The 23298-nt window shown below is 67.6% G+C and carries 21 protein-coding genes and 1 tRNA gene; 10 read left to right on the top strand and 12 right to left on the bottom strand.

Going from position 1 to position 23298, the window contains the following annotated elements; all coding sequences use genetic code 11:
- The first annotated feature begins 63 nt into the window (after positions 1 to 63).
- From pal to PDM28_RS14595, 5 genes are all read left to right on the top strand, one after another.
- Complete coding sequence (gene pal, locus PDM28_RS14615; protein WP_070206984.1) at positions 64 to 579, top strand: peptidoglycan-associated lipoprotein Pal; 516 nt, start codon at positions 64 to 66, stop codon at positions 577 to 579.
- Positions 580 to 588: 9 nt separating this feature from the next.
- Entirely contained in the window at positions 589 to 1401 is an 813-nt protein-coding gene (gene ybgF / locus PDM28_RS14610; RefSeq protein ID WP_425507670.1) for a tol-pal system protein YbgF, read from the top strand.
- A 139-nt stretch (positions 1402 to 1540) separates the two neighbouring features.
- Positions 1541 to 2239, top strand: coding sequence for a 7-carboxy-7-deazaguanine synthase QueE (queE, locus tag PDM28_RS14605; protein ID WP_311182586.1), 699 nt, complete (start codon positions 1541 to 1543; stop codon positions 2237 to 2239).
- Positions 2240 to 2314: 75 nt separating this feature from the next.
- Positions 2315 to 2980, top strand: a complete 666-nt coding sequence (queC, locus tag PDM28_RS14600) for a 7-cyano-7-deazaguanine synthase QueC (RefSeq protein ID WP_102945263.1) — start codon at positions 2315 to 2317, stop codon at positions 2978 to 2980.
- A gap of 78 nt (positions 2981 to 3058) precedes the next feature.
- Positions 3059 to 3134, top strand: a tRNA-Lys gene (locus PDM28_RS14595).
- A 14-nt stretch (positions 3135 to 3148) separates the two neighbouring features.
- On the opposite strand, the gene PDM28_RS14590 is transcribed toward PDM28_RS14595, so the two are convergent.
- Genes PDM28_RS14590 through PDM28_RS14580 form a run of 3 tightly spaced genes read right to left on the bottom strand, consistent with a single transcriptional unit; the run spans position 3149 to position 5540 of the window.
- Positions 3149 to 3490 carry a hypothetical protein gene (locus PDM28_RS14590; RefSeq protein WP_311182585.1) on the bottom strand — a complete coding sequence of 114 codons (342 nt, stop codon included), beginning with the start codon at positions 3488 to 3490 and terminating at the stop codon, positions 3149 to 3151.
- Positions 3491 to 3501: 11 nt separating this feature from the next.
- On the bottom strand, positions 3502 to 4428 hold the full coding sequence (locus tag PDM28_RS14585) for a 2OG-Fe(II) oxygenase (protein WP_311182584.1): 927 nt from the start codon (positions 4426 to 4428) through the stop codon (positions 3502 to 3504).
- Complete coding sequence (locus PDM28_RS14580; RefSeq protein WP_311182583.1) at positions 4416 to 5540, bottom strand: acyltransferase family protein; 1125 nt, start codon at positions 5538 to 5540, stop codon at positions 4416 to 4418. Before PDM28_RS14580 ends, PDM28_RS14585 begins: the two co-directional genes overlap by 13 nt.
- A 354-nt stretch (positions 5541 to 5894) precedes the next feature.
- Between PDM28_RS14580 and PDM28_RS14575 the strand changes: the two genes are divergently transcribed.
- On the top strand, positions 5895 to 6563 hold the full coding sequence (locus PDM28_RS14575; RefSeq protein ID WP_102945328.1) for an MliC family protein: 669 nt from the start codon (positions 5895 to 5897) through the stop codon (positions 6561 to 6563).
- A 52-nt stretch (positions 6564 to 6615) separates the two neighbouring features.
- Here the strand turns inward: PDM28_RS14575 and PDM28_RS14570 are convergent, their stop codons facing one another.
- Together PDM28_RS14570 and PDM28_RS14565 are read right to left on the bottom strand one after the other, a co-directional pair.
- Complete coding sequence (locus PDM28_RS14570; protein ID WP_311182582.1) at positions 6616 to 7278, bottom strand: DUF3011 domain-containing protein; 663 nt, start codon at positions 7276 to 7278, stop codon at positions 6616 to 6618.
- A gap of 85 nt (positions 7279 to 7363) precedes the next feature.
- Positions 7364 to 7765 carry a response regulator gene (locus tag PDM28_RS14565; RefSeq protein ID WP_102945330.1) on the bottom strand — a complete coding sequence of 134 codons (402 nt, stop codon included), beginning with the start codon at positions 7763 to 7765 and terminating at the stop codon, positions 7364 to 7366.
- 162 nt (positions 7766 to 7927) lie between these two features.
- Here PDM28_RS14565 and PDM28_RS14560 point away from each other — a divergent pair, with 162 nt between their 5' ends.
- Complete coding sequence (locus PDM28_RS14560) at positions 7928 to 8227, top strand: TFIIB-type zinc ribbon-containing protein (protein ID WP_311182581.1); 300 nt, start codon at positions 7928 to 7930, stop codon at positions 8225 to 8227.
- 30 nt (positions 8228 to 8257) lie between these two features.
- On the opposite strand, the gene PDM28_RS14555 is transcribed toward PDM28_RS14560, so the two are convergent.
- The 6 genes from PDM28_RS14555 to PDM28_RS14530 form a co-directional block, all read right to left on the bottom strand.
- Positions 8258 to 8770 carry a GNAT family N-acetyltransferase gene (locus PDM28_RS14555; protein WP_311182580.1) on the bottom strand — a complete coding sequence of 171 codons (513 nt, stop codon included), beginning with the start codon at positions 8768 to 8770 and terminating at the stop codon, positions 8258 to 8260.
- A gap of 85 nt (positions 8771 to 8855) precedes the next feature.
- On the bottom strand, positions 8856 to 9797 hold the full coding sequence (locus PDM28_RS14550; RefSeq protein WP_311182579.1) for a copper resistance protein B: 942 nt from the start codon (positions 9795 to 9797) through the stop codon (positions 8856 to 8858).
- Positions 9794 to 11572 carry a copper resistance system multicopper oxidase gene (locus PDM28_RS14545; protein ID WP_311182578.1) on the bottom strand — a complete coding sequence of 593 codons (1779 nt, stop codon included), beginning with the start codon at positions 11570 to 11572 and terminating at the stop codon, positions 9794 to 9796. The genes PDM28_RS14550 and PDM28_RS14545 overlap by 4 nt, the downstream gene beginning before the upstream one ends.
- A gap of 97 nt (positions 11573 to 11669) precedes the next feature.
- Positions 11670 to 12056 (bottom strand): CopL family metal-binding regulatory protein, encoded by a 387-nt coding sequence (locus tag PDM28_RS14540; protein ID WP_311182577.1) that lies wholly within the window; start codon positions 12054 to 12056, stop codon positions 11670 to 11672.
- A 92-nt stretch (positions 12057 to 12148) separates the two neighbouring features.
- On the bottom strand, positions 12149 to 13951 hold the full coding sequence (recQ, locus tag PDM28_RS14535) for a DNA helicase RecQ (RefSeq protein WP_311182576.1): 1803 nt from the start codon (positions 13949 to 13951) through the stop codon (positions 12149 to 12151).
- Between the two features lie 151 nt (positions 13952 to 14102).
- Positions 14103 to 14669 carry a Dps family protein gene (locus tag PDM28_RS14530; RefSeq protein WP_102945337.1) on the bottom strand — a complete coding sequence of 189 codons (567 nt, stop codon included), beginning with the start codon at positions 14667 to 14669 and terminating at the stop codon, positions 14103 to 14105.
- An 89-nt stretch (positions 14670 to 14758) separates the two neighbouring features.
- On the opposite strand from PDM28_RS14530, the gene hrpA reads away from it, so the two are divergent.
- Positions 14759 to 18859: an ATP-dependent RNA helicase HrpA gene (hrpA, locus tag PDM28_RS14525; protein WP_311182575.1), complete on the top strand. Its 4101-nt coding sequence runs from the start codon at positions 14759 to 14761 to the stop codon at positions 18857 to 18859.
- A gap of 44 nt (positions 18860 to 18903) precedes the next feature.
- Here the strand turns inward: hrpA and PDM28_RS14520 are convergent, their stop codons facing one another.
- Positions 18904 to 19440, bottom strand: a complete 537-nt coding sequence (locus tag PDM28_RS14520; protein ID WP_102945339.1) for a hypothetical protein — start codon at positions 19438 to 19440, stop codon at positions 18904 to 18906.
- A 107-nt stretch (positions 19441 to 19547) separates the two neighbouring features.
- Between PDM28_RS14520 and PDM28_RS14515 the strand changes: the two genes are divergently transcribed.
- Positions 19548 to 21701, top strand: coding sequence for a RelA/SpoT family protein (locus tag PDM28_RS14515; protein ID WP_311182572.1), 2154 nt, complete (start codon positions 19548 to 19550; stop codon positions 21699 to 21701).
- Between the two features lie 29 nt (positions 21702 to 21730).
- Positions 21731 to 23281 (top strand): hypothetical protein, encoded by a 1551-nt coding sequence (locus PDM28_RS14510; RefSeq protein ID WP_311182570.1) that lies wholly within the window; start codon positions 21731 to 21733, stop codon positions 23279 to 23281.
- The last annotated feature ends 17 nt before the right edge of the window (positions 23282 to 23298 follow it).

Genomic DNA, 23298 nt, shown 5'->3' with positions numbered 1-23298 from the left:
CAGAGTGTTAAGATCCGCACGTATTCATCCCACATCCGGCTTTAGGAGCCTCAAAGGTATTTCATGAACAAGACCTCCCGCGTTTTGCTTGTCTCCCTGTTGTCCGTGGCCGTCCTGGCCGGTTGCTCCAAGAAGGTCAAGGAAGCTCCGGAAGCTCCGGTTGACACCGGCAGCACCACCCAGCCGACCGGCCCGTCGACCTCCGGCCTGTACGGCCCGGGCGACCTGGACACCGACGCCTGCCTGCGCCAGCGCGTTGTGCTGTTCGACCTGGACCAGGAAGCGATCAAGCCGGAGTTCCAGGCCCAGATGGCCTGCCACGCCAAGTACCTGCGTGACCGTCCGTCGGCCCGCATGACCCTGCAGGGCCACACCGACGAGCGCGGTTCGCGCGCGTACAACCAGGCCCTGGGCGAGCGTCGTGGCAATGCCGTGTCCTCGGCTCTGCAGGCCAACGGTGGTTCGGCCAGCCAGATCACCGTCGTGTCCTACGGTGAAGAGCGTCCGGTCTGCACCGAGTCGAACGAAGGTTGCTGGTCGCAGAACCGTCGCGTCGAAATCGTCTACACCGCGCAGTAATCCATGCGCATTGGCATCAAAACCTTGATGCTGGTCGTTGCGGCAGCCCTCGTGGCTGCCGCACCGGCGCAGGCCCAGCGACAGAGCCTGGCCGACCGCGTTGGCGCGCTCGAACAGCAGGCCTACAACAACAGTTCCAACCAGGATCTGTTGAACCAGGTCACCCAGCTGCGTCAGCAGATGCAGCAGCTGCAGAGCACCGTCGAGCAGCTCCAGCACGAAAACGCCCAGTTGAAGCAGACCTCGCAGGACCAGTATTTGGACCTGGACGGGCGTCTGAACCGTATTGAAGGGGGCAGCGCCCCGATTCTGCCGGCCGCTCCGGCCCCGAATGCACCCGCTGCTGCACCCAAGCCCGCCGTACCGGCAGCGGCCGCCACCGAGCGGCCGCCTTCCGTACACGGCGACCCGGGCAGCCTGGCCGCCAGCGGCGACGAGCGCACTGCCTACAATGTCGCCTTCGATTCGCTCAAGGCCGGCAGGTACGACGACTCCGCGCAGCTGTTCCTGAGCTTCCTGGAGCTGTACCCGAACGGCGTCTACACCCCCAATGCCCTGTACTGGCTGGGTGAAAGCTACTACGCCACCCGCAATTTCCCGCTCGCCGAGGCGCAGTTCCGCGACCTCCTGGCGCGCTACCCGACCCACGACAAGGCCTCTGGTGGCCTGCTGAAGGTCGGTCTTTCGCAGTATGGCGAAGGCAGGATCGACGAAGCCCAGGCCACCCTGGAGCAGGTCGTCAACACCTATCCCGGCTCGGACGCCGCGCGCACCGCGCAGGACCGCCTGCAGGCCATCCGCCTCGGCCAGCAGATCCGCTGAGGCAGCCCCCGGCCCAGGCCGGTATAATTCCCCGTTGGCACCGACGCGATCGGCCTGAACCACGGACGCCACACCCCGGTAGAGCCACGCCCTGCGTGGCTGCTGTCGTTTCCGACACACGCATTCTCTGATTCCCATCATGACCACCACTACGCCCGACGCCGTCGCCACCCCGAGCGAGATCGTGCAATCCCCGCTGCCGCGCCTGAAGATCACCGAGATCTTCACCTCGCTGCAGGGCGAAGCCGATGCCGCCGGCTGGCCGACCGTGTTCGTGCGCCTGACCGGCTGCCCGCTGCGCTGCACCTACTGCGACACCGCCTACGCCTTCCACGGCGGCACCTGGTGGGACATCGACGCGATCGTGGCCGAGGTGCTGGCCCAGGGCGTGCAGCACGTCTGCGTGACCGGTGGCGAGCCGCTGGCGCAGAAGCGCTGCCTGGTGCTGCTGGAGAAGCTGTGCGAGGCCGGCATGGACGTCTCGCTGGAGACCTCGGGCGCACTGGATGTCAGCGGCGTGGACCCGCGCGTCTCTCGCGTGGTCGACCTCAAGACGCCCGGCTCCGGCGAGATGGCGCGCAACCGGCTGGAAAACCTGCCGCTGCTGACCCGCCGCGACCAGATCAAGTTCGTGCTGTGCAGCCGCGACGACTACGAATGGGCACGCGCGATGGTACGCGAGCACCGCTTGAACGAGCGCAGCATGGTGCTGTTCTCGCCCAGCAAGGGCCAGGTCACGCCGCGCGAGCTGGCCGACTGGATCGTCGAAGACCGCTTGCCCGTACGCTTCCAGATGCAGCTGCACAAGCTTCTGTGGGACGACGAGCCGGGCCGCTGAGCCCGTTCGAACGCCCCTGATGTACCGGCGCGGGACAGCGTGCTGGCTTTCCCGCAACCCACCGGAAACACCCTCATGAAGAACGCAGTTGTCCTCCTGTCCGGCGGCATGGATTCCGCCGCCGTCGTCGCCATGGCCCGCGAGCAGGGCTTCGCCGTGCACGCCCTGAGCGTCCGCTACGGCCAGCGCCACACCTCCGAACTGGACGCCGCCGCCGCGGTGGCCAAAGCGCTGGGCGTGGCCGCGCACAAGACCGTCAACGTCGACCTGCGCAGCATCGGCGGCTCGGCCCTGACCGACGACATCGACGTGCCCGAAGCGGGCGGCGAGGGCATCCCGGTCACCTACGTGCCGGCCCGCAACACCATCATGCTTTCGGTCGCACTCGGCTGGGCCGAAGTGCTGGGCGCCAACGACATCTTCTGCGGCGTCAACGCGGTGGACTACTCCGGCTACCCGGACTGCCGCCCCGAGTTCATCAGCGCCTTCCAGACCCTGGCCAACCTGGCGACCAAGGCCGGCGTGGAAGGGGCGGGCATCCAGGTGCACGCCCCGCTGCAGTTCCTGAGCAAGGCCGACATCGTGCGTGAAGGCGTGCGCCTGGGCGTGGACTTCGGCCTCACCGTCTCCTGCTACAACGCCGACGACACGGGTGCGGCCTGCGGCCACTGCGACGCCTGCCGCCTGCGCGCCCAGGGCTTCGCCGACGCCGGCGTGCCGGACCCCACCCGCTACGCCTGATCGCGACGCGCTGGGGTACGCCTGCGGCGCAAGATGGGTTAGAATGCGCACCCCCGGCGCGAAGTCGGGGCATGCAATGGGCCGTTAGCTCAGTCGGTAGAGCAGAAGACTTTTAATCTTTTGGTCGATGGTTCGAATCCATCACGGCCCACCAATTGCATCAACGACTTAGGCGCCCGATGGGCGCCTTTTTTGTGGATTTGGATGAGAAGGGCAGGTAGCCAATGCGGCCAAGGCGGCATCGACACGATGTCCTGCGGCTTGGAGCTCGTAGCCAAAGACGGTGGTGGTTGAATGCGCCAGTGCGCGTTGATGGGTGATGGCAGCAACCAAGTCGCCAATCGCCAGGTCCCGCTTGCTTGCGGATGCGATGGGTGCCATGCGGGACGTTAGCGCAGAAGCCAGTATCTGCTGCGCGTGCGCAAGTCCGACCACCCTTTCGTATGGTGGCAGGACCGACGCCAGCTCAGCGCGGGACGTGAGCTGTGCCACCAGCGTTGCGGGATCCATTCAGTAGCTCCTTAGCGACGAAAGCGCACGAATGCGCGTTTGGCCAGATACAGCAGGTGGCCGGTGAGCCCCTGGTCCTGTGCTTTGCGCAGGGCGGTGTTCTCGGCATAGAGCGAGCGTATGTGGTCGTCCCGCTGCCGGATCAGGCTCTGAAGCTCACTGACATCAGCGCCATCAAGCACTCGGCCAGCGGCAATGCGTTCCGGCAACTGGCGCTTCACGTACAAGGTAGTGTGTCGGTCGGCAATCTCATCCTGCGGTCGGTCTCTTGTGTAGAAGTAAAGCGCAATCGACCGCCTGCTGCGATTTGCCTGGTCGGCTGGCAGCTGGATCGCGTTGAAGCCATGCCAGGAGCGTTCGGACGTTTCGAAGATGACGCAGCGGTTGAACGCGGGTGGTATGGACACCTCGGGTTGAGGCGATGCATGCGGGTCGGAAAACAACTCGAAGCAGCCGCCCCAGTGCTCGTCCCAGTCTCGGTTGAGGTACACCAGCAGGTTCAGTCGCCGGTGCCAGCGCTCGCTCGGGTGGTAGTTGAAGTCCACGTGGGGATCCAGGCTCATTCCCGTGTGGTTCTCGTGGGTCCCGCCGCCTAGGTACCACGGGTCGTATAGGAGGCCACCGATCCCGGTGATCTTTGACAGAAGCTCGAGGAAAGCCGGGGATTTGATTGTTTCGTCCAGTTGCCGATACGCTGGCCCCAGGTCACGGATTTTCTCAAGCGTGGACTTGCCGCCGGGCAAACCGTTGTCGCCCACATGGTTGCCCCGCTCAAACGCAGGAAACTCGGTCGACAGCCTTTCCGCAAATTCCTGTGCGAAGAAGTCGTCCATAACGATGTGCGGAAAGGGCGCTGCGAGATTGAAGCGTTGGGCGAGTGAATCCGAGTTCGCAATGACTTTCGGGCTGAGAATGGAGGGCGCAGTTAATTTGTGCATCGTTTACGGATCCGAGTCTGCATGACGTGGTTGCCGATCTTCATCAGCGGCTTCTCGACGTACTTGTGTACTGTCAGCGCCGTTATCCAGGACGCAATGAACGTAATGATGAGGAGCATCGTGTTTCCGGTGACTGTTCCAGTTACGTCCAAGCCTGATCCGAGACGGGCGACCAGAGACAGCACAAACAGATGGGTCAGATAGAGCGAGTAGGATGCATCGCCAAGTTGCACAAGGAGTTTTGGCGCAACAGCCTTTCCGTCAGCCTCCAACCTAGCTAGCCCCGCTATCAGAAGCGTTGCTGGGAGTCCGAACGCTAGCGTCCGTACTCCATCGGAGTGACCATGCCCGGGAACGTCCAACAGAAGAAATCCCGCGGCAATCATCCAGGCAATCCCTGAGGCTATTGCGGGTAACGCCAATATGCTCGGCAACCTCCGCCAGTGAAGCCCGGCCAGCGCCCCTGCGATGAACTCGATGCTGAGAGGGCTGGTCAGCAGTGATATCCATGGGCCAGTGGCTGGGACTGCCTGCAGAAAAGGGAGCACGAGTGCCCAGCCCAGGAGCGCCTTGTGAATTGCTGCTCGCGAACCGAACGCCAGACCGAGTGCGGCCATTGCGTAAAAGAAGATTTCGTAGCTCAGGGTCCATCCGACGGCAAGTAGCGGTCCGCCTGCTTGTGGAATCATGAGCAGCGAGTCAAGCAGGCTCTTGTTCTCGAACTCGCTGCTTAATGCGTTTGGATGAAGTGTGAGCACGGCGGCGATTGCCAGGGTGCACAGCCAGTACAGGGGCACAATTCGTACGGCGCGACGACACATGAACTCAACGGCGTACTTTGCGTTGCCAAGCTTTCCAGCCGTTATCGTGGCCACGATGAAGCCAGAGATGACGAAGAAGACGTCAACGCCGGCGTATCCGAAGTGTGCGGGGCCGCCGAGTACAGAGACTCCGCCTCCATGCACATCTTCGGCGTGCACCATGTGATAGATGACGACCGCAAGGGCTGCAGCAGCGCGCAGCACCTGAATGCCGAGTAGCGGGCGCGCGAGCCCCGCGCTGGTGACGGAGGTTTCTGCAGGGCTTGGCTCACCCTCATGTCGATGACTCATCCACTGTCTTCCGGAATCGCATGCCGCAGGTCACGGTGTGCTGCGGATGGTGGCGCTCGCGTGCAACGTCGGAAACAAGGGCTGACGCATCTGACGTCGCTGCAGATCGTCAAACCGGCTGCGAGCAGTGGTGCACGGTCGAATTGCCGAAAGGGCACGTTTCGGGCGAGATGGCGCAAATGGCCCTGGGGTCTGGCAGGACCGTAGGTTGCACGTGGGTCGGTGGGATTACAGCCACGCAAGGCGTGGCTCTACCGGCGGGGGTGACAGCTTTCGGGGCGTCGGCTCTATACGCCGCTTCGGCGCCAGTTGGCGCACACTAGCTTGGTCCGTTTTGACTGCAGTGGAGCTGCCATGAATCGTTTTGTCCTGATCGGCCTGGGCGCGCTCGCGCTGGCGGCCTGTAAGCCCGCGCCGACCGATCCGGTGGCCCCGGCGCCCGCTGCACCGACCAATGAGTCGCCGAAGCCGGTGGCGACTACTGAAACGCCTAGCGCTGCGGCCGCTGGGCAAGGCCCGTCTTTCGATTGCGCGAAGGCCGCGTCCGATGCGGAGAAGGCGGTCTGCGGTGACGCCCGTTTGTCGGCGCTGGATCGCGAGCTGGCCGCGTTGTACAAGGCTGCGCAGACCGGTCCGGGCGAGCTGGACATTGCCGCCGAGCAGCGCGGCTGGATCAAGGGCCGTGATGCCTGCTGGCAGGCGGTAGATGCCAACCGGTGCCTGGTCGAGTCCTACCAGACCCGTATCGTGGAGCTGCGCCTGTCCTCGTCATCGGCGCCGGCCGCGAAGGCGGTGCAGTACACCTGTGACGATGCCAGCAAGCCTTTGTCGGTGGTATTCCACAACGAACTGGACCCGCAGGTTGCGGTGGTCCGGTTGGGGCGCGACCAGGCGATTACGTTTGCTGCGCCGTCCGCCAGTGGCGCTCGCTATACGCGCGAGGGCGTGGAGTTCTGGGAACACCAGGGCGAGGCGACGCTGGACTTCTACGGCACGCGGTTGAGCTGCAAGGTCGGGGGCTGAACCTTCACCGTGGAGCCGGGCAGAGCCCGGCTCCACGTCCGGAGCGCGCCACTCAGCGTATGCGGTGGTAACGCACTTCGTTTTGGCGATCGCCCACTTCGGTGGTGACGAAGCCGTCGCGGCTCTGGCTGATGTCGAAGACGCTGTTGCCGACGTTGAGCTGGCCGCCGTTGACCCAGCCGGACAGGTTCTGGCCGCGGGCCTGCGCGCTCATGCGGCCATCGGATTCGATCCGCATGCGGATGTCGGCGTTGTACATCGGTTTGTAGCCTTCGAATTCCCCGACCATCCACTGCGGCACGTAGGAGTTGTGGCGTGCGCCCTGGTAGTTGTCGTCGTCGTAGCGCTGGTCGTCCTTGTTGGCGTTGTGCACCAGTGCACCGAGGATCGCGGCGCCAATCAGTACGCCAGCGGCCACCTTGGCATCGTGGTTGCCGTCGTCGTGGTCATTATGCCGGTCGTTGTTGCTGACCCGGAACGAGGCGCGGCAGCCGTCGTCGACCCACACATTGCGGCGGTCGTAATCCCAGCTGCGGCCCTGGCGGCAATCTGCGCCGGAGAGCTTTCGGTCCAGGGTTACGTAGCCGGCGTACGGCAATGAACAGGACTGGTAGCGGTTGTCGCGGCTTTCGCAGGTGACGAAGTCATCGGCGCGCGCGTCAGTGAGGGTGGCCAGCAACAACAAGGGAGTGCCCAGCAGCAATCGGGTCTGCATGTTCGGGGAGTCCGGCAAGGGTGGCGGGTGGCATGGTGTCACCGCCACGATGCGCAGCCCTTGATGAAATCCTGATGAAACCGCCTCAGGCGGCGCGGTCGACCTCGTGGTCGCCGAAGCAGGCGCGGATGGCGTCCAGCAGTTCGCTCATGGTGTACGGCTTGGGCAGGAAGTGGATGCCCGGGGCCAGCTGCGGGGTGACCCGGTCCGGCTGCAGGCCGGAGGTGACCAGCACGGGCAGGCTGGGGAACTGCTGGCGGATGCGGTGGGCGGCCTCGATGCCGCTCAGGCCGCCCAGGCAGACGTCGGTGAACACCAGGTCGAAGCGCTCGCCGGCCTGGAGCAGGCCGAGTGCGGCTTCGGCGGTGCTGACCGCAGCCACTTCGCAGGCTTGGCTTTCCAGCGCCATGCGGCTCAGTTCGCGGGTGTCTTCGGTGTCTTCGATCAACAGCACGCGCGGTTCTACATGGCGCTTGGACAACAGCATGACGCGGATTTCCCTGGCAGGACGGGTGGAGTGGCGCGGCAGTATGGGGAGGCGAAGGTGAGCGGGCCGTGCAAATGGTGTTGCGCATTCGTGGCGTTGTTGCCAACCGGTCAGGTAGGCCACGGTACAGTCGCTTTCTGACCCCGAATGGAGCCAAAACCGATGCAATGCCCCGTCTGTACGACCCAAGCGCTGGTGATGTCCGAGCGCCAGGGCATCGAAATCGATTACTGCCCTCAGTGCCGGGGCGTGTGGCTGGACCGCGGCGAGCTGGACAAGATCATCGAGCGCTCGGTGGGTGCCGCTGCACCGGCGCCGGCTCGTGCGGCCGCGCCGCCGCCGCAGCAGGAGTACATGCAGCATCGCGATACCCGCCACCTGGGCCAGCAGCACCATGGCGATGGCCATGGGTATCGCAAGAAGAAGAAAGAAAGCTTCCTGTCGGACCTGTTCGATTTCTGACCGCTGCGGCGGTGTCCGCGCCGGTCCTGATCAGGGCCGGCGCAGGATGAATTCCAGGTCGCGGCTGTCGCCCACCGGGAATTCATAGGTGCCTACCTTGTGGCACCCATAGCGTGCGTAGAAGCGCTGCGCGCCGTAGTTCTCCGACCATACCCCGACCCACAGGGTGCGCCGCTGCGGCTGGTCCAGCCATGCCAGGAAGGCGTCCATCAGGCGGGCGCCGTGGCCGCCGCTTTGATGGCTGGCCAACACGTACAGCCGTTTTAGTTCGATGTCGCCTTCCTGCACGTCTGCGTGCGTAAGGGTGTTGGGGCCTGCGGCGAGGTAGCCGATGGGGTGGTCGTCGTCGAACAGCAGCCAAGCGGCGGTGCGTGGGTCTTCGAGTTCCGTCCGTTGCGGTTCGGGGGAGTAGTGCGCGTGCAGGAACGCGGCGAGATCCTCCGGCGGGTAGGAGTCGCCGAAGGTTTCGGTGTACGTGGCGATGGCGAGTGCGGAAAGAATCTCGGCGTCAGCCGGGGTTGCGCGGCGGATGGTTGTGGTCATGGGAAATTTTGGGGCGCGGTGCAGGAGTTTAGGTTGATCCGGCACCGCGAAGCCACGCAGGGCGTGGCTCTACCCCTATCCTGATTTAGAACCAGAGCCGGACGCCGGCTACCCAGCGGGTGTCTCGGATGTGTTCGCCTGCGGCCTGGTGGTAGTCCGCCGTTTCGCCGAACAGGCGCTCGTGGGTGATGCCGATGTAGGGCGCGAAGCGGCGGCTGAACTCGTAGCGCAGGCGCAGGCCGGCCTCCACCTTGTTCAGGCCCGAGCCCATGCCGTGCTCCGGTTCGTCCTTGGCGGCGAGCGTGGCTTCCACCAGCGGCTGCAGGATCAGGCGGTTGGTGAGCAGCAGTTCGTACTCGACCTCCAGGGTGGCCGCCAGTTGCCCGCCGTCGCCGACGTACGCAGTGGCGGAGGTTTCGAACTTGTAGGGTGCCAGGCCCTGGATGCCGAGTGCGGCCCAGGTGCGGGAGTCCGCTGGCCGGAAATCCTGCTTCACGCCTACCAGTACGTCCCACCATGGCGACACACTGCGCCCGTACAGCACTTCCAGGTCAGACGATCCGGTGCGACCGCCGCTGCGTTCGCCTTCGCTGCGCAGCCACAGGCGGTTGATGTTGCCGCCGACCCAGCCGCTGGCTTCCCATGCCTGGCCGCTGCCGTGCTGGCCGTCCCAGTGTTCCAGGCGGTTGACCAGCAGCAGGCTGTGGATCTCCGGTGCGTGTTCCATCGCGCCGTGGTCAATGGGCGGAAACGCGGCGGCGCGATCGGCGTCGGTGACGGCCGGAATGGGTTCGCGCGGCGTGGAGGGGGCAACCGCGTGACCCATGGCGGCATGGTCCATTTTCGAATGGTCCATCGTGGAATGGTCCATCGCAGCGTGGTCCATCTTCGAATGGTCGACCGGTTCCTGCGAATCCTGCGATGCAGCTTCGCCATGGTTGTGCGACTGCGCCCATGCCGGCGCTGCCAGCGCAACCAGCAGCGCAGCGCTCAGCACCTGCGGGGTGAGGAATCGAATCGTGCTCATTCTTCAATCCTCACTTCGCGCATCATGCCCGCTTCCATGTGGTACAGCAGGTGGCAGTGGTAGGCCCAGCGGCCGAGTGCGTCGGCGCGCACGCGGTAGCTGCGGCGGGTGCCGGGCGGCATGTCGATGGTGTGCTTGCGCAGGTGGAAGTCGCCGGCGGCGTTTTCCAGGTCGCTCCACACCCCGTGCAGGTGGATGGGGTGCTGCATCATGGTGTCGTTGACCAGCACGATGCGCATGCGCTCGCCGTAGTTCAGGCGCAGCGGTTCGGCGCTGGCGAAGGGAATGCCGTCGAACGACCAGCTGAACTTCTCCATGTGCCCGGTGAGGTGCAGTTCTACTTCGCGCGACGGTTCGCGACCGTCGGGATCCTCGAACAGGCTGCGCATGGCGCCGTAGGTCAGCACCTGGCGGCCGTTGTCGCGCAGCCCGATGCCGGGGTCGTCCAGCTTGGGCTCGGTGGCCATGCTCTGCATGTCGACCAGCGGGTTGCCTTGTTCGCTGGCGGGGTGGCGCGGCGCCTTGCTGCTACCCTGCGCGCTGCCGTGACCGGCGTGGCCCATGTTCGCGCCGCAGCCGCCTTCCATGCCTTTCATGTCGTGGCCCATGTCGTGGCCCATGTCGCTCATCGTCAGCAGCGGGCGCGGGTCGCGCGCGGGGATCGGCGCCTGCAGGCCGTGGCGCACGGCCAGCGTGCCGGCGGCGTAGCCGGTGCGGCCCATGTCCTGGCAGAAAAGGGTGAACGCGTCCTGGCCGGTGGGCTCGACGATCACGTCGAAGGTTTCGGCCGGGGCGATGCGGAACTCGTCGATGCTGACCGGGTGGATGTACTGGCCGTCGGCGGCAACCACGGTCATCTTCAATCCGGGAATGCGCACGTCGAAGTAGGTCATCGAGCCGCCGTTGATGAAGCGCAGCAGGACCTTTTCGCCGCTGCGGAACAGCCCGGTCCAGTTGCCTGCCGGCGTGGTGCCGTTGAGCAGGTAGGTGTAGGTGTGCGCGTTGATGTCGGAGATGTCGGTCGGCGTCATCCGCATCCGGCCCCACATGCCACGGTCGGCGGTGGCGGCGGACCAGCCGTCGCGGCGCACGTCGCGCAGGAAGTCGGGCAGGGTGCGCTTGTAGTAGTTGTCGTGCTCGGCCAGCTTCTTCATGCGCCGGAACAGCGCGCCGGGGTCCATGTCGGTCCAGTCCGAGAGCAGGATCACGTGTTCACGGTCGTACCGGTACGGCGCCGGCTGAAGCGGGTCGATGATCAGCGCGCCGTACAGCCCGGCCTGTTCCTGGAACATGGAATGGCTGTGGTACCAATAGGTGCCGGACTGCTTCAGGGTGAAGCGGTACTGGTAGGCCTCGCCCGGGGCGATGCCGTTGAAGCTCAGGCCCGGCACGCCGTCCATGTTGGCCGGCAGCAGGATGCCGTGCCAGTGGATCGAGGTCGGGTGGCCCTGCAGCGTGTTGGCCACGCGCACGTTGACGGTGTCGCCTTCGCGCCAGCGCAGGATCGGCGCGGGCAGGCTGCCGTTGACAGTGATCGCCGGACGGGTGCGCCCGGTGAAATTGGCCAGCGATTCACCAATGCTGAGCTGGAACTGCTCGCCGGTGAGGACCTGCGGGGCGGTGGCCACGCGTGGGCCGGCATTGGCCAGTGCACGCGACGGCAGGGTGGCACTAGCCAGGCCGGCGACCACGCCGCCAGCGGCCAGGCCCTGCACGAACAGGCGCCGCGACGGCAGCGGCGGGGCGCCCGCGCCGGGGAAAGAGGGGTGGGACATTGCAACTCCGGATCCAAAGGGCACGCGCAGGTGCCGAAAGGACGCGCGTGCATCAGCACGGCATCGCGTTACGCAGGCGTTCGTGGTGAACGCGCGCTCAGGCGATGGGAGGGCGGGTGATGCGATCCAGCGGCAGGCTGGGCAGGCTGGACTGCGCGACCGGCAACGGCGCCTGGAACAACGGCGGCGGGATCGGAAGCCAGGCGATCTGCGCGGTCAGGCTGGGCTGCTGGGCACAATTGCGCAGGCAGTCCTTGATCTTGCAGTGCTCGCTATCTTCACGGGCCTGGGCGTCGTCGGTCCCGGTGGGGGCAGTGGGCAGGGCCGCGTGGCTTTCGCCATGGCAGGGCGGCGCGGCAGCCTGCTGCACGGCGGGCGCCTGCGCCATCTCCAGCACCATGGGCCCGGCCATGGCCGCGTTCAGCCCGTTGAGCAACAGGCTGAGCATCAAGACCACGCGCAGGAGCAGGCCACCGGCAGACATGGGCGCCACCTTACCGGCAACGCGGTGCGTGCGCACCCCTGCCTGAACGGCCGATTCAAGTCTGGACGTGGGTCTGGGAGGGCGCAGAGGCATCAGCCTTCTTCGCGGACGATTTCGACCAGCCGCTCGCCGTAACGGGACAGCTTGGTGCCGCCGATGCCGCCGACCCGGCCCAGCGCGTCGATGCTGGTGGGGCGTTGTTCGGCGATGTTGCGCAGGGTGCTGTCGTGGAAGATCACGAAGGCCGGCACGTTCTGCTCGCGGGCCAGCTCGGCGCGCAGTCCGCGCAGTGCGTTGAACAGGGCCAGGTCCTGCGGCAGCACGGACAGCCCGGTGCGCTGGCCGCTGCGCTCGCGCTCGCGGGTCTTGGGGCTTTCGCGGCGCATCATCACCTTGCGCTGCCCCTTCAGCACCTGGCGGCTGCCGTTGGTCAGGCGCAGGCCGCCGTAGGCGTCGCTGTCCACTTCCAGCAGGCCGGCCGCGACCAGCTGGCGGAACACACTGCGCCAGGTGCGCGAATCGAGGTCCTTGCCGATGCCGTAGGTGCTCAGTTCGGTATGCCCGAACTGGCGGATCTTGTCGTTCTCGCCGCCGCGCAGGATGTCGATCAGGTGGCCCACGCCGAAGCGCTGGCCGCTGCGGTAGACGCAGCTCAGTGCCTTCTGCGCGGCCACGCTGGCATCCCAGGCGTCCGGTGGCTGCAGGCAGTTGTCGCAGTTGCCGCAGGGCTGCGGGTAGGTTTCACCGAACCCGGCCAGCAGTACCTGGCGCCGGCACTGCATGGATTCGCAGTAGCCCAGCAGGTGGTCGAGCTTGGAGCGTTCCAGCGCCTTGCGCTCTTCGCCGGCCTCGGACTGCTCGATCATCTGCTTGAGCAGCACCACGTCGCCCAGCCCGTAGCAGAGCCAGGCCTCGGCCGGCTCACCGTCGCGGCCGGCGCGGCCGGTTTCCTGGTAGTAGCCTTCCATCGACTTGGGCAGGTCGGTGTGGGCGACGAAGCGCACGTCGGGCTTGTCGATGCCCATGCCGAAGGCGATGGTGGCGCACATGACGATGCCGTCCTCGCGCAGGAAGCGGCGCTGGTTGGCGGCGCGCACCTCGGCCGGCAGCCCTGCGTGGTAGGGCAGGGCGTTCATGCCCTCTTTGCAGAGGAATTCAGCGGTTTCCTCGACCTTGCGCCGCGACATGCAGTACACGATGCCGGCTTCGTCGCGGTGCCCACGCAGGAAGTCCAGCAGCTGGCGCTTGGCGTTGTCCTTCTGGACCACGGTGTAGCGGATGTTGGGACGGTCGAACGAGCTGACGAAGTGCTGGGCGTTGGTCAGGTCCAGTCGTTCGGCGATTTCACGCTGGGTCGGCGGGTCGGCGGTGGCGGTCAGCGCGATGCGCGGCACGTCCGGCCAACGCTCGTGGAGCACGGTGAGCTGGCGGTATTCGGGGCGGAAATCGTGGCCCCACTGCGAGACGCAATGCGCTTCGTCGATCGCGAACAGGGCGATCCGGCTGCGCGCCAGCAGCGACAGGAAGCGGCCGGTCAGCAGCCGCTCGGGCGCGACGTACAGCAGTTCCAGTTCCCCGGCGGCCAGTTCGCGCTCGACCCGGGCGGCGGTTTCGGCGTCCAGGGTCGAATTCAGGTACTCGGCACGCACGCCGAGCTGGCGCAGGGCTTCGACCTGGTCCTGCATCAGCGCGATCAGCGGCGAAATGACGATGCCGGTGCCGTCGCGCAGCAGGGAAGGGACCTGGTAGCACAGCGACTTGCCGCCGCCGGTGGGCATCAGGACAAGCGCGTCGTTACCGGCCGCGACATGCTCGACGATCGCCTGCTGCGGACCGCGGAAATCGTCGTAGCCAAAGATGCGGTGCAGCAGTTCGTGCGCGGGGCGGGAAGACATCGCGCTAGTTTAGCGCGCCGAGGCCACCGATCCCGTAGGAAATCACCGCGAGGCGGTGCGGGGGACCCCGTAGTGCCGGCCGCCGGCCGGCTCCAGGCGATGCCGGGCACCGCGTGGAGCCGGCCAGCGGCCGGCACTACCAGGGGGCCGATCAGGCCAGCAGGGAGCGCAACATCCAGGCGTACTTCTCGTGGGTCTGCAGGCGCTGGGTCATCAGGTCTTCGGTCGGGGCGTCGTCGGCGTCGTCGGCCACGTCCAGCACCTTGCGGGCGGTCCGGCACACGGCCTCGTTGGCAACCACCAACTGGCGTACCATTTCACGCCAGTCGGCGCTGTTGGTCAGGCCCGGTTCCTCGGCGATCGAGGTCAGGGCGGCGAACTCGCGGTACGAGCCGGGGGCGTTGAAGCCCAGGGCGCGGATGCGCTCGGCCACGTCGTCCAGGGCCGCCCACTGCTCGGTGTACTGGGTTTCGAACATGACATGCAGCGAGTTGAACATCGAGCCGGTCACGTTCCAATGGAAATTGTGGGTCTTCAGGTAGAGCGTGAACGCGTCCGCCTGGAAGGCCGCCAGCCCGTCGGCAATCTTCTTGCGATCGCCCACCTTGATCCCGATATCGATGTTCGGGGCCGAGGGCGCCGCCGGCAGGGACGCGGCCGAGGCAGCCAGCTTCTGTTTGGTGGCCTTGGGCTTGGCCGGGGACTTGGTCTTCGCCATGGGGGAGTTCCTCTTCGTGGAGTGGATGGTCTTCACAATAGATCAGACTAACCTTCAGTAGTACTCATACGTATTAAACGATTCGATTGATGACAGCTATCAAACAACCTGCCGCTTCGTCCTTCTCTTCGCAGCAGGCCGCCATTGACGGGGCCATGAGCCGGGACCGCGGTCGTCTGCTCGGCCTGCTCTCGCGCTTGCGCGCCAAGCCGGCCGATGCGGGCGTTGCGGCGGCCTTCGAACAGGCGCTGCAGGCCTCGGTACAGCGGCGCCAGGCGCGGGCGCAGAACCTGCCATCGATCACTCTGGACGACAGCCTGCCGATTGCGCGTGAAGCCGAGCGCATCACCGCGCTGATCCGCGACCACCAGGTGGTGGTGATCGCCGGCGAAACGGGCTCGGGCAAGACCACCCAGCTGCCCAAGCTGTGCCTGGCCGCCGGGCGCGGCGTGGCCGGCATGATCGGCTGCACCCAGCCGCGACGGATTGCCGCACGTGCGGTAGCCACGCGCGTGGCGCAGGAACTGCATTCCGAGCTGGGTACCACCGTCGGCTACCAGGTGCGCTTCACCGACCGGGTCGGCGATGACACCCGCATCAAGTTCATGACCGACGGCATCCTGCTGGCAGAAATCAGCAGCGACCGCTGGTTGTCGCAGTACGACACGCTGATCGTCGACGAAGCGCACGAACGCAGCCTCAACATCGACTTCCTGCTGGGCTACCTCAAGCAGCTGCTGCGCAAGCGCCCGGACCTCAAGCTGATCGTCACCTCGGCGACCATCGACACTTCGCGCTTCGCCCAGCATTTCGACGATGCGCCGGTGATCAGCGTGGAAGGCCGCACCTTCCCGGTGGAAGTGCGCTACCGCCCGCTGGAAGGCGAGGGCGGCGGTGATGCGGACGGCGGCCGCGACGGCGAACGCACGGTCAACGATGCGGTGGTGGCCGCAGTGGACGAGATCACCCGCAGCGACCCGCGCGGCGACATCCTGCTGTTCTTCCCGGGCGAGCGCGAGATCCGCGATGCGCACCAGGCGCTGGAGCGACGCAAGTACCGCGAAACCGACGTGCTGCCGCTGTATGCGCGGTTGTCGGTGAAAGACCAGGACCTGGTGTTCAACCCGGGCAGCAAGCGCCGCATCGTGCTGGCCACCAACGTGGCCGAGACCTCGCTCACGGTGCCGCGCATCCGCTACGTGATCGACCCCGGGCTGGCCCGGGTCAAGCGCTACAGCCCGCGCCAGAAGCTGGACCGCCTGCACATCGAGGAGATTTCGCAGGCCAGCGCCAACCAGCGCAAGGGCCGATGCGGGCGCGTGTCAGAAGGTATCTGTTACCGCCTGTACTCGGAAGCCGATTTCCAGTCGCGCGCCGAATTCACCGACCCGGAAATCCGCCGCTCCAGCCTGTCCGGGGTGATCCTGCGCATGCTGCAGCTGGGCCTGGGCCGGATCGAGGATTTCCCGTTCCTGGAGGCGCCGGATGAGCGCGCCATCGCCGACGGCTGGCAGCAGCTCGGCGAACTGGGCGCGGTGGATGCCGAGCGCCGGCTGACCCCGATCGGGCGGCAGATGGCGCGGCTGCCGGTGGACGTCAAGCTGGCCCGCATGCTGGTGGCCGCGCAGGCGCAGGGCTGCCTGCGGCCGATGCTGGTGATCGCCTCGTTCCTGGGTATCCAGGACCCGCGCGAGCGGCCGCCCGAGGCCCGCGCCGCCGCCGACAACGCGCATGCGCTGTTCGCCGACGGGCGCTCTGAATTCGTCGGCGTGCTGCGCCTGTGGGAAGGCTATCGCCAGGCCCACGAAGACCTCACCCAGTCCAAGCTGCGCGGCTGGTGCGAGCGCCATTTCCTCGGCTTCCTGCGCATGCGCGAATGGCGCGAGCTGCACCGCCAGCTGCGCGTGCTGTGCGAGGAACTGGGCTGGAACGAAGAGCCGGTGGAGAGCGCGATGGCGCCGCTGCTGGCCGGTTCGTCGGCGCCGGCGCCGGTACGCGATGACGCGGCCAAGGCCAAGGCCACCCGGGGCCAGCAGCACCGCGCCGCGCGGCTGGCTCGTGAGGGCAAGAGTGAAACGCCGCCCGTCGCTGCGCCCGCCGCTGCGCCAGCACCGGCCGAAGATGCCCGTTCCGGTTTCAGCGAACGCGTGCGCGCCAACGCCTACCAGACGCTGCACCGCGCGTTGATCGCCGGCCTGCCCACCCAGGTCGGCCACCGCAGCGACAAGGGCGATTTCCTGGCCCCGCGCCAGCGACGTTTCCTGCCGTTCCCGGGCTCGGTGATGGCCAAGCGCCCGCCGCCGTGGCTGCTGGCCGCGACCCTGCTGGACACGCAGAAGGTGTGGGGCCTGACCAACGCCGCGATCGAGCCGGACTGGGTCATTGCCGAACTGCCGCACCTGCTGCTGCGCAAGCATTTCGACCCGCACTGGTCGCGCGCGCAGGGCCAGGTGCTGGCCTCGGAACAGATCAGCCTGTTCGGGCTGGTGCTCGCCCCGAAGAAGCCGGTGCATTACGGCCGCATCGCCCCGGGCGAAGCGCACGACATCTTCGTGCGCCAGGCGCTGGTGAGCGGTGAGATCAACACCCGCGCCAGCGTCATCGCCGACAACCTGAAGGTGCTGGAACAGGCGCGCGAGGAAGAGGCCAAGCTGCGCCGCGCCGGTATCGTCGCCGACGAGGACTGGCAGGCCCGCTGGTACCTGGACCGGATTCCGGCCGAGATCCACTCGGCCACCGGCCTGGATGCATGGTGGAAAGGCCTGGCCCCGGAAAAACGGCGCGCGCTGGCCTGGTCGCTGGGCGATCTGCTGCCCGGCGAGGGCAGCGATGCCGAGCGGTATCCGAAGTACCTGCCGCTGGGCGACGCGCGGCTGGCGCTGCATTACCGCTTCGAGCCGGGCAGCGAGGACGACGGCGTCAGCTTGGACGTGCCGCTGCACCTGCTCAACGCGCTGGACCCGGCACGGCTCTCGTGGCTGGCGCCGGGCTTCGTGGCCGACAAGGCCTCGGCGCTGATCCGCAGCCTGCCCAAGGCGATGCGGCGCAACTACGTGCCGGCGCCGGACTTCGGCCGTGCCTTCGCCGAGGCGTTCCCGGCGCCGACCGCGGACGACCTGCGTGGTGAGCTGGCGCGCTTCCTGTCGCGCGCCACCGGCGCGCAGGTGAGTGCGCTGGACTTCGACGAAACCGCGCTGGACGCGCACCTGCGCATGAACCTGCGCCTGCACGATGCGCAGGGCACGCTGCTGGCCGCGTCCCGCGATCTGGATGCGCTGCGCGCGCGCTTCGGCGAGCAGGCCGGCGATGCGTTCGCGCAGCGCGCCGGGCGCGCACTCGCCGCCGAAGGGCTGCGCGAGTTCCCGGCCGCCGCGATCCCGTTGCAGGTGCCCGGTGAAGCCGGCGTGCCGGCCTATCCGGCCCTGGTCGATGCGGGCGAGACCGCCTCGCTGCGGATCTTCGCCGACCGCAATGAAGCGCTGGAACAGCATCCGCGCGGCGTGCGCCGCCTGCTGGAGATCGCGCTGGCCGACAAGGCCAAGCAGGCGCGCAAGCAGCTGCCGGTGCCGCCCAAGACCGGGCTGCTGTATGCGGCGATCGAATCGCAGGAACGCCTGCGCGGCGACCTGGTCGATGCAGCGATGAATGCCGTGCTGGCCGAGGGCCTGGGCGAGATCCGCGATCCGGGTGCGTTCGCCAAACGGCGCGACGCCGCCGGCCGCGAACTGTTCGGCGAGGCGATGGCGCGGTTGAAGCTGGCCGAGAACATCCTGGCCCATGTGGCCGAACTCAAGCCACTGCTGGAAGCGCCGTTGATGGGCTGGGCGCGTGGCAACCTGGACGACCTGGAGCAGCAGCTCGCCGCGCTGGTCCATCCCGGATTCCTGCGCGACACCCCGGCCGATGCGCTGGCCCAGTACCCGCGCTACCTGCGCGCGATGATCCTGCGCAGCGAACGTGCCAAGCGCGATCCGCCGCGCGACCAGGCGCGGATGCTGGAGCTGCGGCCGTTCCTGGACGCGCTGGACGAGGCGCAGGCACGTGGGCTGCGCGAGCGCCCGCAGTGGCAGGCCCTGCGTTGGGACCTGGAAGAGTTGCGCGTGTCGTTGTTCGCGCAGGAGCTCGGCGCGAAGACCGGCATTTCCGCCAAGAAACTGGCCCAGCGCGTGGCGGCGCTGCGCCAGGCGTAACGGCAACAGCTACCCCGCGCCGGCGTGGCGCGGGGTGGCAGGTTTCACTTCACCCGCTGCACCTTGGCGCGCAGGTTGACGCCTTCGACCTGCATGTACCACACCCCCACCATGCCGGGCGAAATGGTCACTGCCGGCGTGGGCTTGCGCGACCCGGCGCGCTGGGTGGTGTCGGTCTGTTCCCACTCCTGGCCATTGGCCAGCACGAAGCGGTAGCCCTTGCCGAAGCCGCGGAAATCGCCCTGCAGCGTGCTGGTGATCGGCTCCTTGCTGCCGAAGTCGAAGAACCCGCGGTTCTTCACGATCACCTCCTGGCGGCCTTCCTCGCGGGCCTCTTCGCGCACCTGCTCGCGGACCTGTTCACGCACGTCGGCGGTGACCGCCGCAACCTTGCCCTGCAGCCAGCCGTTGAGCGCGGCCAGTTCGGTCGGACTCAGCTTGTCCAGGCCGGCCGCCTTGAACTCCGCCGGCGACATCTGCTGCTGCAGGTCGCCGCCGACCACGCGCTGGGCGAGCGCGTGCCCGGAAAGGCCGAGCAGGACGGCCGCACAGGCCAACAACCTCAGACGGGTAAAACGCATGGCAGCTCTCCAGGAATTGAACGGTGACAGGTACGGGCAACGCTTGTGATTGTCCGCCAACGATAGCAGCGCTAGTGTAGGGCTCTCTGTCTTTCCTGCATGATGCTGTGAACCGCGCTTCCGTCCCCGGCCTGGATGGCCTGTTGAACCGCCCCTCGGCCGCCGCGCTGCCCGCCATGCTGCGCGACGCGCTGCTGCAGCGCTGGCAGGCTGACGACGCCGACCACACCCAAGCCGCAGCGTGGCCGGTGCTGGCCGACACCCTGGACGCACTGGCCCTGCTCTCGGCCGACGACAGCGCGCTGCTGGCGGCGCTGCTGTTCGACCTGCCGTGGCTGCGCGCCGGGCTGGAGGGGTTGCCACTGGGGAGCCACAAGGCGGCGGTGGTCGGGCTGCTGGACGGCCTGGATGCGGCCGACCAGGTCTGGGCACTGCATGCCGGGCGGGACGCCGGGCGCAACAGCGAAGGTCTGCGCCGGCTGCTGCTCTCGATCATCCACGACCTGCGGGTGGTGCCGATCCTGCTGGCCCGGCAGCTGGCGCGGATGCGCGCGGCCGACCGCCTGCCCGAGGAAGAGCGCCGCGCGCTGGCCCAGCTGACCCGCGACATCCATGCGCCGCTGGCCAACCGGCTGGGCATCTGGCAGCTGAAGTGGGAGCTGGAAGACCTGGCGTTCCGCCACCTGGAGCCGGAGACCTATCGCCGCATCGCGCGCGAAGTCGACGAAACCCGGCTGGCGCGCGAGCGCTATGTCGAGCACGTCAAGAAGGTGCTGTCGCGGGAGCTGCTCGCGCAGGGCATCGAGGCCGAGGTCAGTGGGCGTCCAAAGCACATCTACAGCATCTGGCGGAAGATGCAGAAGAAGCGGCTGGCCTACGAACAGCTGTACGACATCCGCGCGGTGCGGGTGATGGTCAAGGACGTGGCGGCCTGCTACGCCGCGCTGGGCGTGGTGCATTCGCTGTGGGCGCCGGTGCCCAGCGAGTTCGACGATTACATCGCCCGGCCCAAGGCCAACGACTACCGTTCGCTGCACACCGCCGTGGTCGGCCCGGAAGGGCGCACCATCGAAGTACAGATCCGCAGCCACGACATGCACGCGCAGGCCGAGCTCGGCGTGGCCGCGCACTGGCGCTACAAGGAAGGCAGCAAAGGCGCGGAGAAGGCCTTCGACCGCAAGATCACCTGGATGCGGCAGCTGCTGGAGCAGTCGCAGGAAGGCAATAGCGGTGAACTGGCCGGTGCACTGGATGCCGAGCTGACCGAAGACCGGGTCTACGCGCTCAGTCCGAAGGACGAGGTGATGGACCTGCCGCAGGGTGCCACGCCGCTGGATTTCGCCTACCACGTACACACCATGGTCGGGCACCGCTGCCGTGGCGCCAAGGTCAACGGCCGCATCGTGCCGCTGACCTACCGGCTGCGTAGTGGCGACCGGGTGGAGATCCTCACTGGCAAGGAGGCCGACCCGCGCCGCGACTGGCTGCTGGCCTCCAACGGCTACCTGGCCAGCAACCGTTCGCGCGAAAAGGTGCGTGGCTGGTTCCACAAGCTCGACCGCGCGCGCAACGTGCAGGCCGGGCGCGACCTGCTCGACCGCGAACTGAAGCGGCTCGGGCTGCAGCAGGCCGACCTGTCCATCGCCACGCGCAAGTTCCACGCCGACAGCGTGGACGACCTGTACATCCAGGTGGCACTCGGCGACACCGGCCCGCACCAGGTCAGCCGCGCGCTGCTGGAGGCCGAACGCGCCGCCACCCAGCCGGCCGCGCCGGTGCTGCCACGGCCGACCGCACGCCGCGACAGCCTGGGCACGTCCAAGTTCACCGTGCAGGGCGTGGGCAACCTGCTGGTGCAGCTGGCACGCTGCTGCCAGCCGGTGGCCGGCGAACCCATCGTCGGTTACCTCACCCGCACCCGTGGCGTGACCGTGCACCGCACCGACTGCGCCGCGCTGGCACGCCTGTCGGCGACCAGCCCGCAGCGCATCCTGCCGGTGGAATGGGGCCAGGCCGGCGGAGGTTACGAGGTCGACGTGGTGGTCGACGCGGTTGACCGGCGCTGGCTGCTCAAGGACATCACCAACCTGATCGCGCAGGAAGATGCGTACGTGCTGGACATCCACAGCGACAACGTCCGCAACAGCGGTCGCGCGCACCTGCGCCTGCGGCTCAAGGTGAGCGATTACGGGCAGCTGTCGAACCTGCTCGGAAAGCTGGATGCCTTGCCCGGGGTCAGCGACGCGCGGCGTCTGGGCTGAGCTCACGTGACCCGCGCTACGCTCACGGAATGAGCCGCCGCCCCGCCCATGAAGATGCCGCGCATGCCGCCCTGCGACGCGTGCGAAGCGAAGGCCGTTGGCAGGCCCGGCATGCAGGACGCATCTGGCGCTGGGCGCTGTTGGTTGCCGTAGCAGTGTTCGTGCTGCTGGTGGCCTTCGGCCGTCCGCTGGCCAACTGGTTCTGGAACGAGCCGCAGGTGGAGCAGCTGCTCGACCGCGGCGACCGGGCGCTCGCCGCAGGACGCCTGAGCGCGCCCGATGGCACCGGCGCACGCGAGTGGTACCAGGCCGCACTCGCGCTGGACAGCGACCGGCCGCAGGCGCGTACCGGCCTGGCCCGGACCGGCCGGGCGGCGTTGCAGCAGGCCGCCGCGGCGCTGGACGCCGGCGATACCGCAGCGGCGGAGCGGGCGCTTGCGCTGGCGCGCGAGCTGCAGGTGCCGCAGCGCGATGCCGACGCAGTGGCACGCCGGCTGCGCGACCATGAAAACAACGGTGCAGGTATCGGCGCGCTGCTCGGACGCGCCGAATCGGCATTGCAGGCGCAACGCCTGGACGGCAGCGACGACAGTGCGCTGCCGCTGTACCAGCAGGTCCTCGAGCGCGCGCCCAACAACCTGCGTGCACTGGAAGGGCGCGAGGATGCGTTGTCGGACCTGCTGCAGCAGGCGCGCACCGCAGCTGCGAAGGGCGACGTGGTCGCCGCCGCCAGCCGCGTGCGCAGCGCCCGCGGCTTCGACCCGGGCCATGTGGACCTGCCGGCCAGCGAGGCGGCGCTCAATGCCGCGCTTGAAAAGCGCCTGGATGAAGGCCGGCGCCTGTTGCGGCGCAAGCGCTGGGATGCCGCCGGCGAATCCTTCCAGACCGTGCTTGCCGCGCGCCCGGACGACGTCGGCGCACAGCAGGGACGGCAGGCAGCGATTGAAGGACTGCTGGTCACCACCGCGCGCGAGGCGGCCGATTTCCGCTTCGATCTGGCCGGACAGGCGCTGCAGTCGGCGCGTGCGCTGGGCGCGACCGAGCGCCAGCTGGCCGCTGCGAAACGATCGATGACGCAGGCGCGCGTGGCCGAGCGTGCATTGACCGCGCCTGCGGGCCCGGCGGGGTCGATCGAACCGGCACTGGGGGAACTGCTGGAGCGGTTCGACGACGCCCAGGCCCGAGGCGACATCCTCACCCCGCCCGGGCGCAGCGCCTACGACGCGTTGCGTGAGATGCAGGCGCTGGCGCCCCGGGACCGGCGCGTGCGTGCGGCCGCGGTGCGCCTGTTGCCGGCCGCCCGGCAGTGCGTTGAGGACGGCCTGCGCGAAAACCGGGTGCAGGCGGCAGGGGCCTGCCTGGACGCCTGGGAGACGCTGTCGCGCAGTGGTCCCCAGGCCGATGCGCGGCAACGACTGGGCCAGCGCTGGCTGGCGATCGGCAGCGAGCGGCTGGGTCGCGGCGATGTGCAGTTCGCGCAGGAGGCGCTGCAGCAGGCCGCACATTGGGGCATTCCCGCGACTGCTGCCGAGTACCAGGCCCTGCAACAGCGGCTGCGCGACGTCGACGCGCTGCGTTGAGGCTATAGTGCGCGCTT

It is taken from the genome of Stenotrophomonas aracearum (genome assembly GCF_031834615.1).
GTDB lineage: Bacteria > Pseudomonadota > Gammaproteobacteria > Xanthomonadales > Xanthomonadaceae > Stenotrophomonas > Stenotrophomonas aracearum.
The sequence above is the reverse complement of the archived record's forward strand: the minus strand, read 5'-3'. Positions and strand labels throughout refer to the sequence as shown.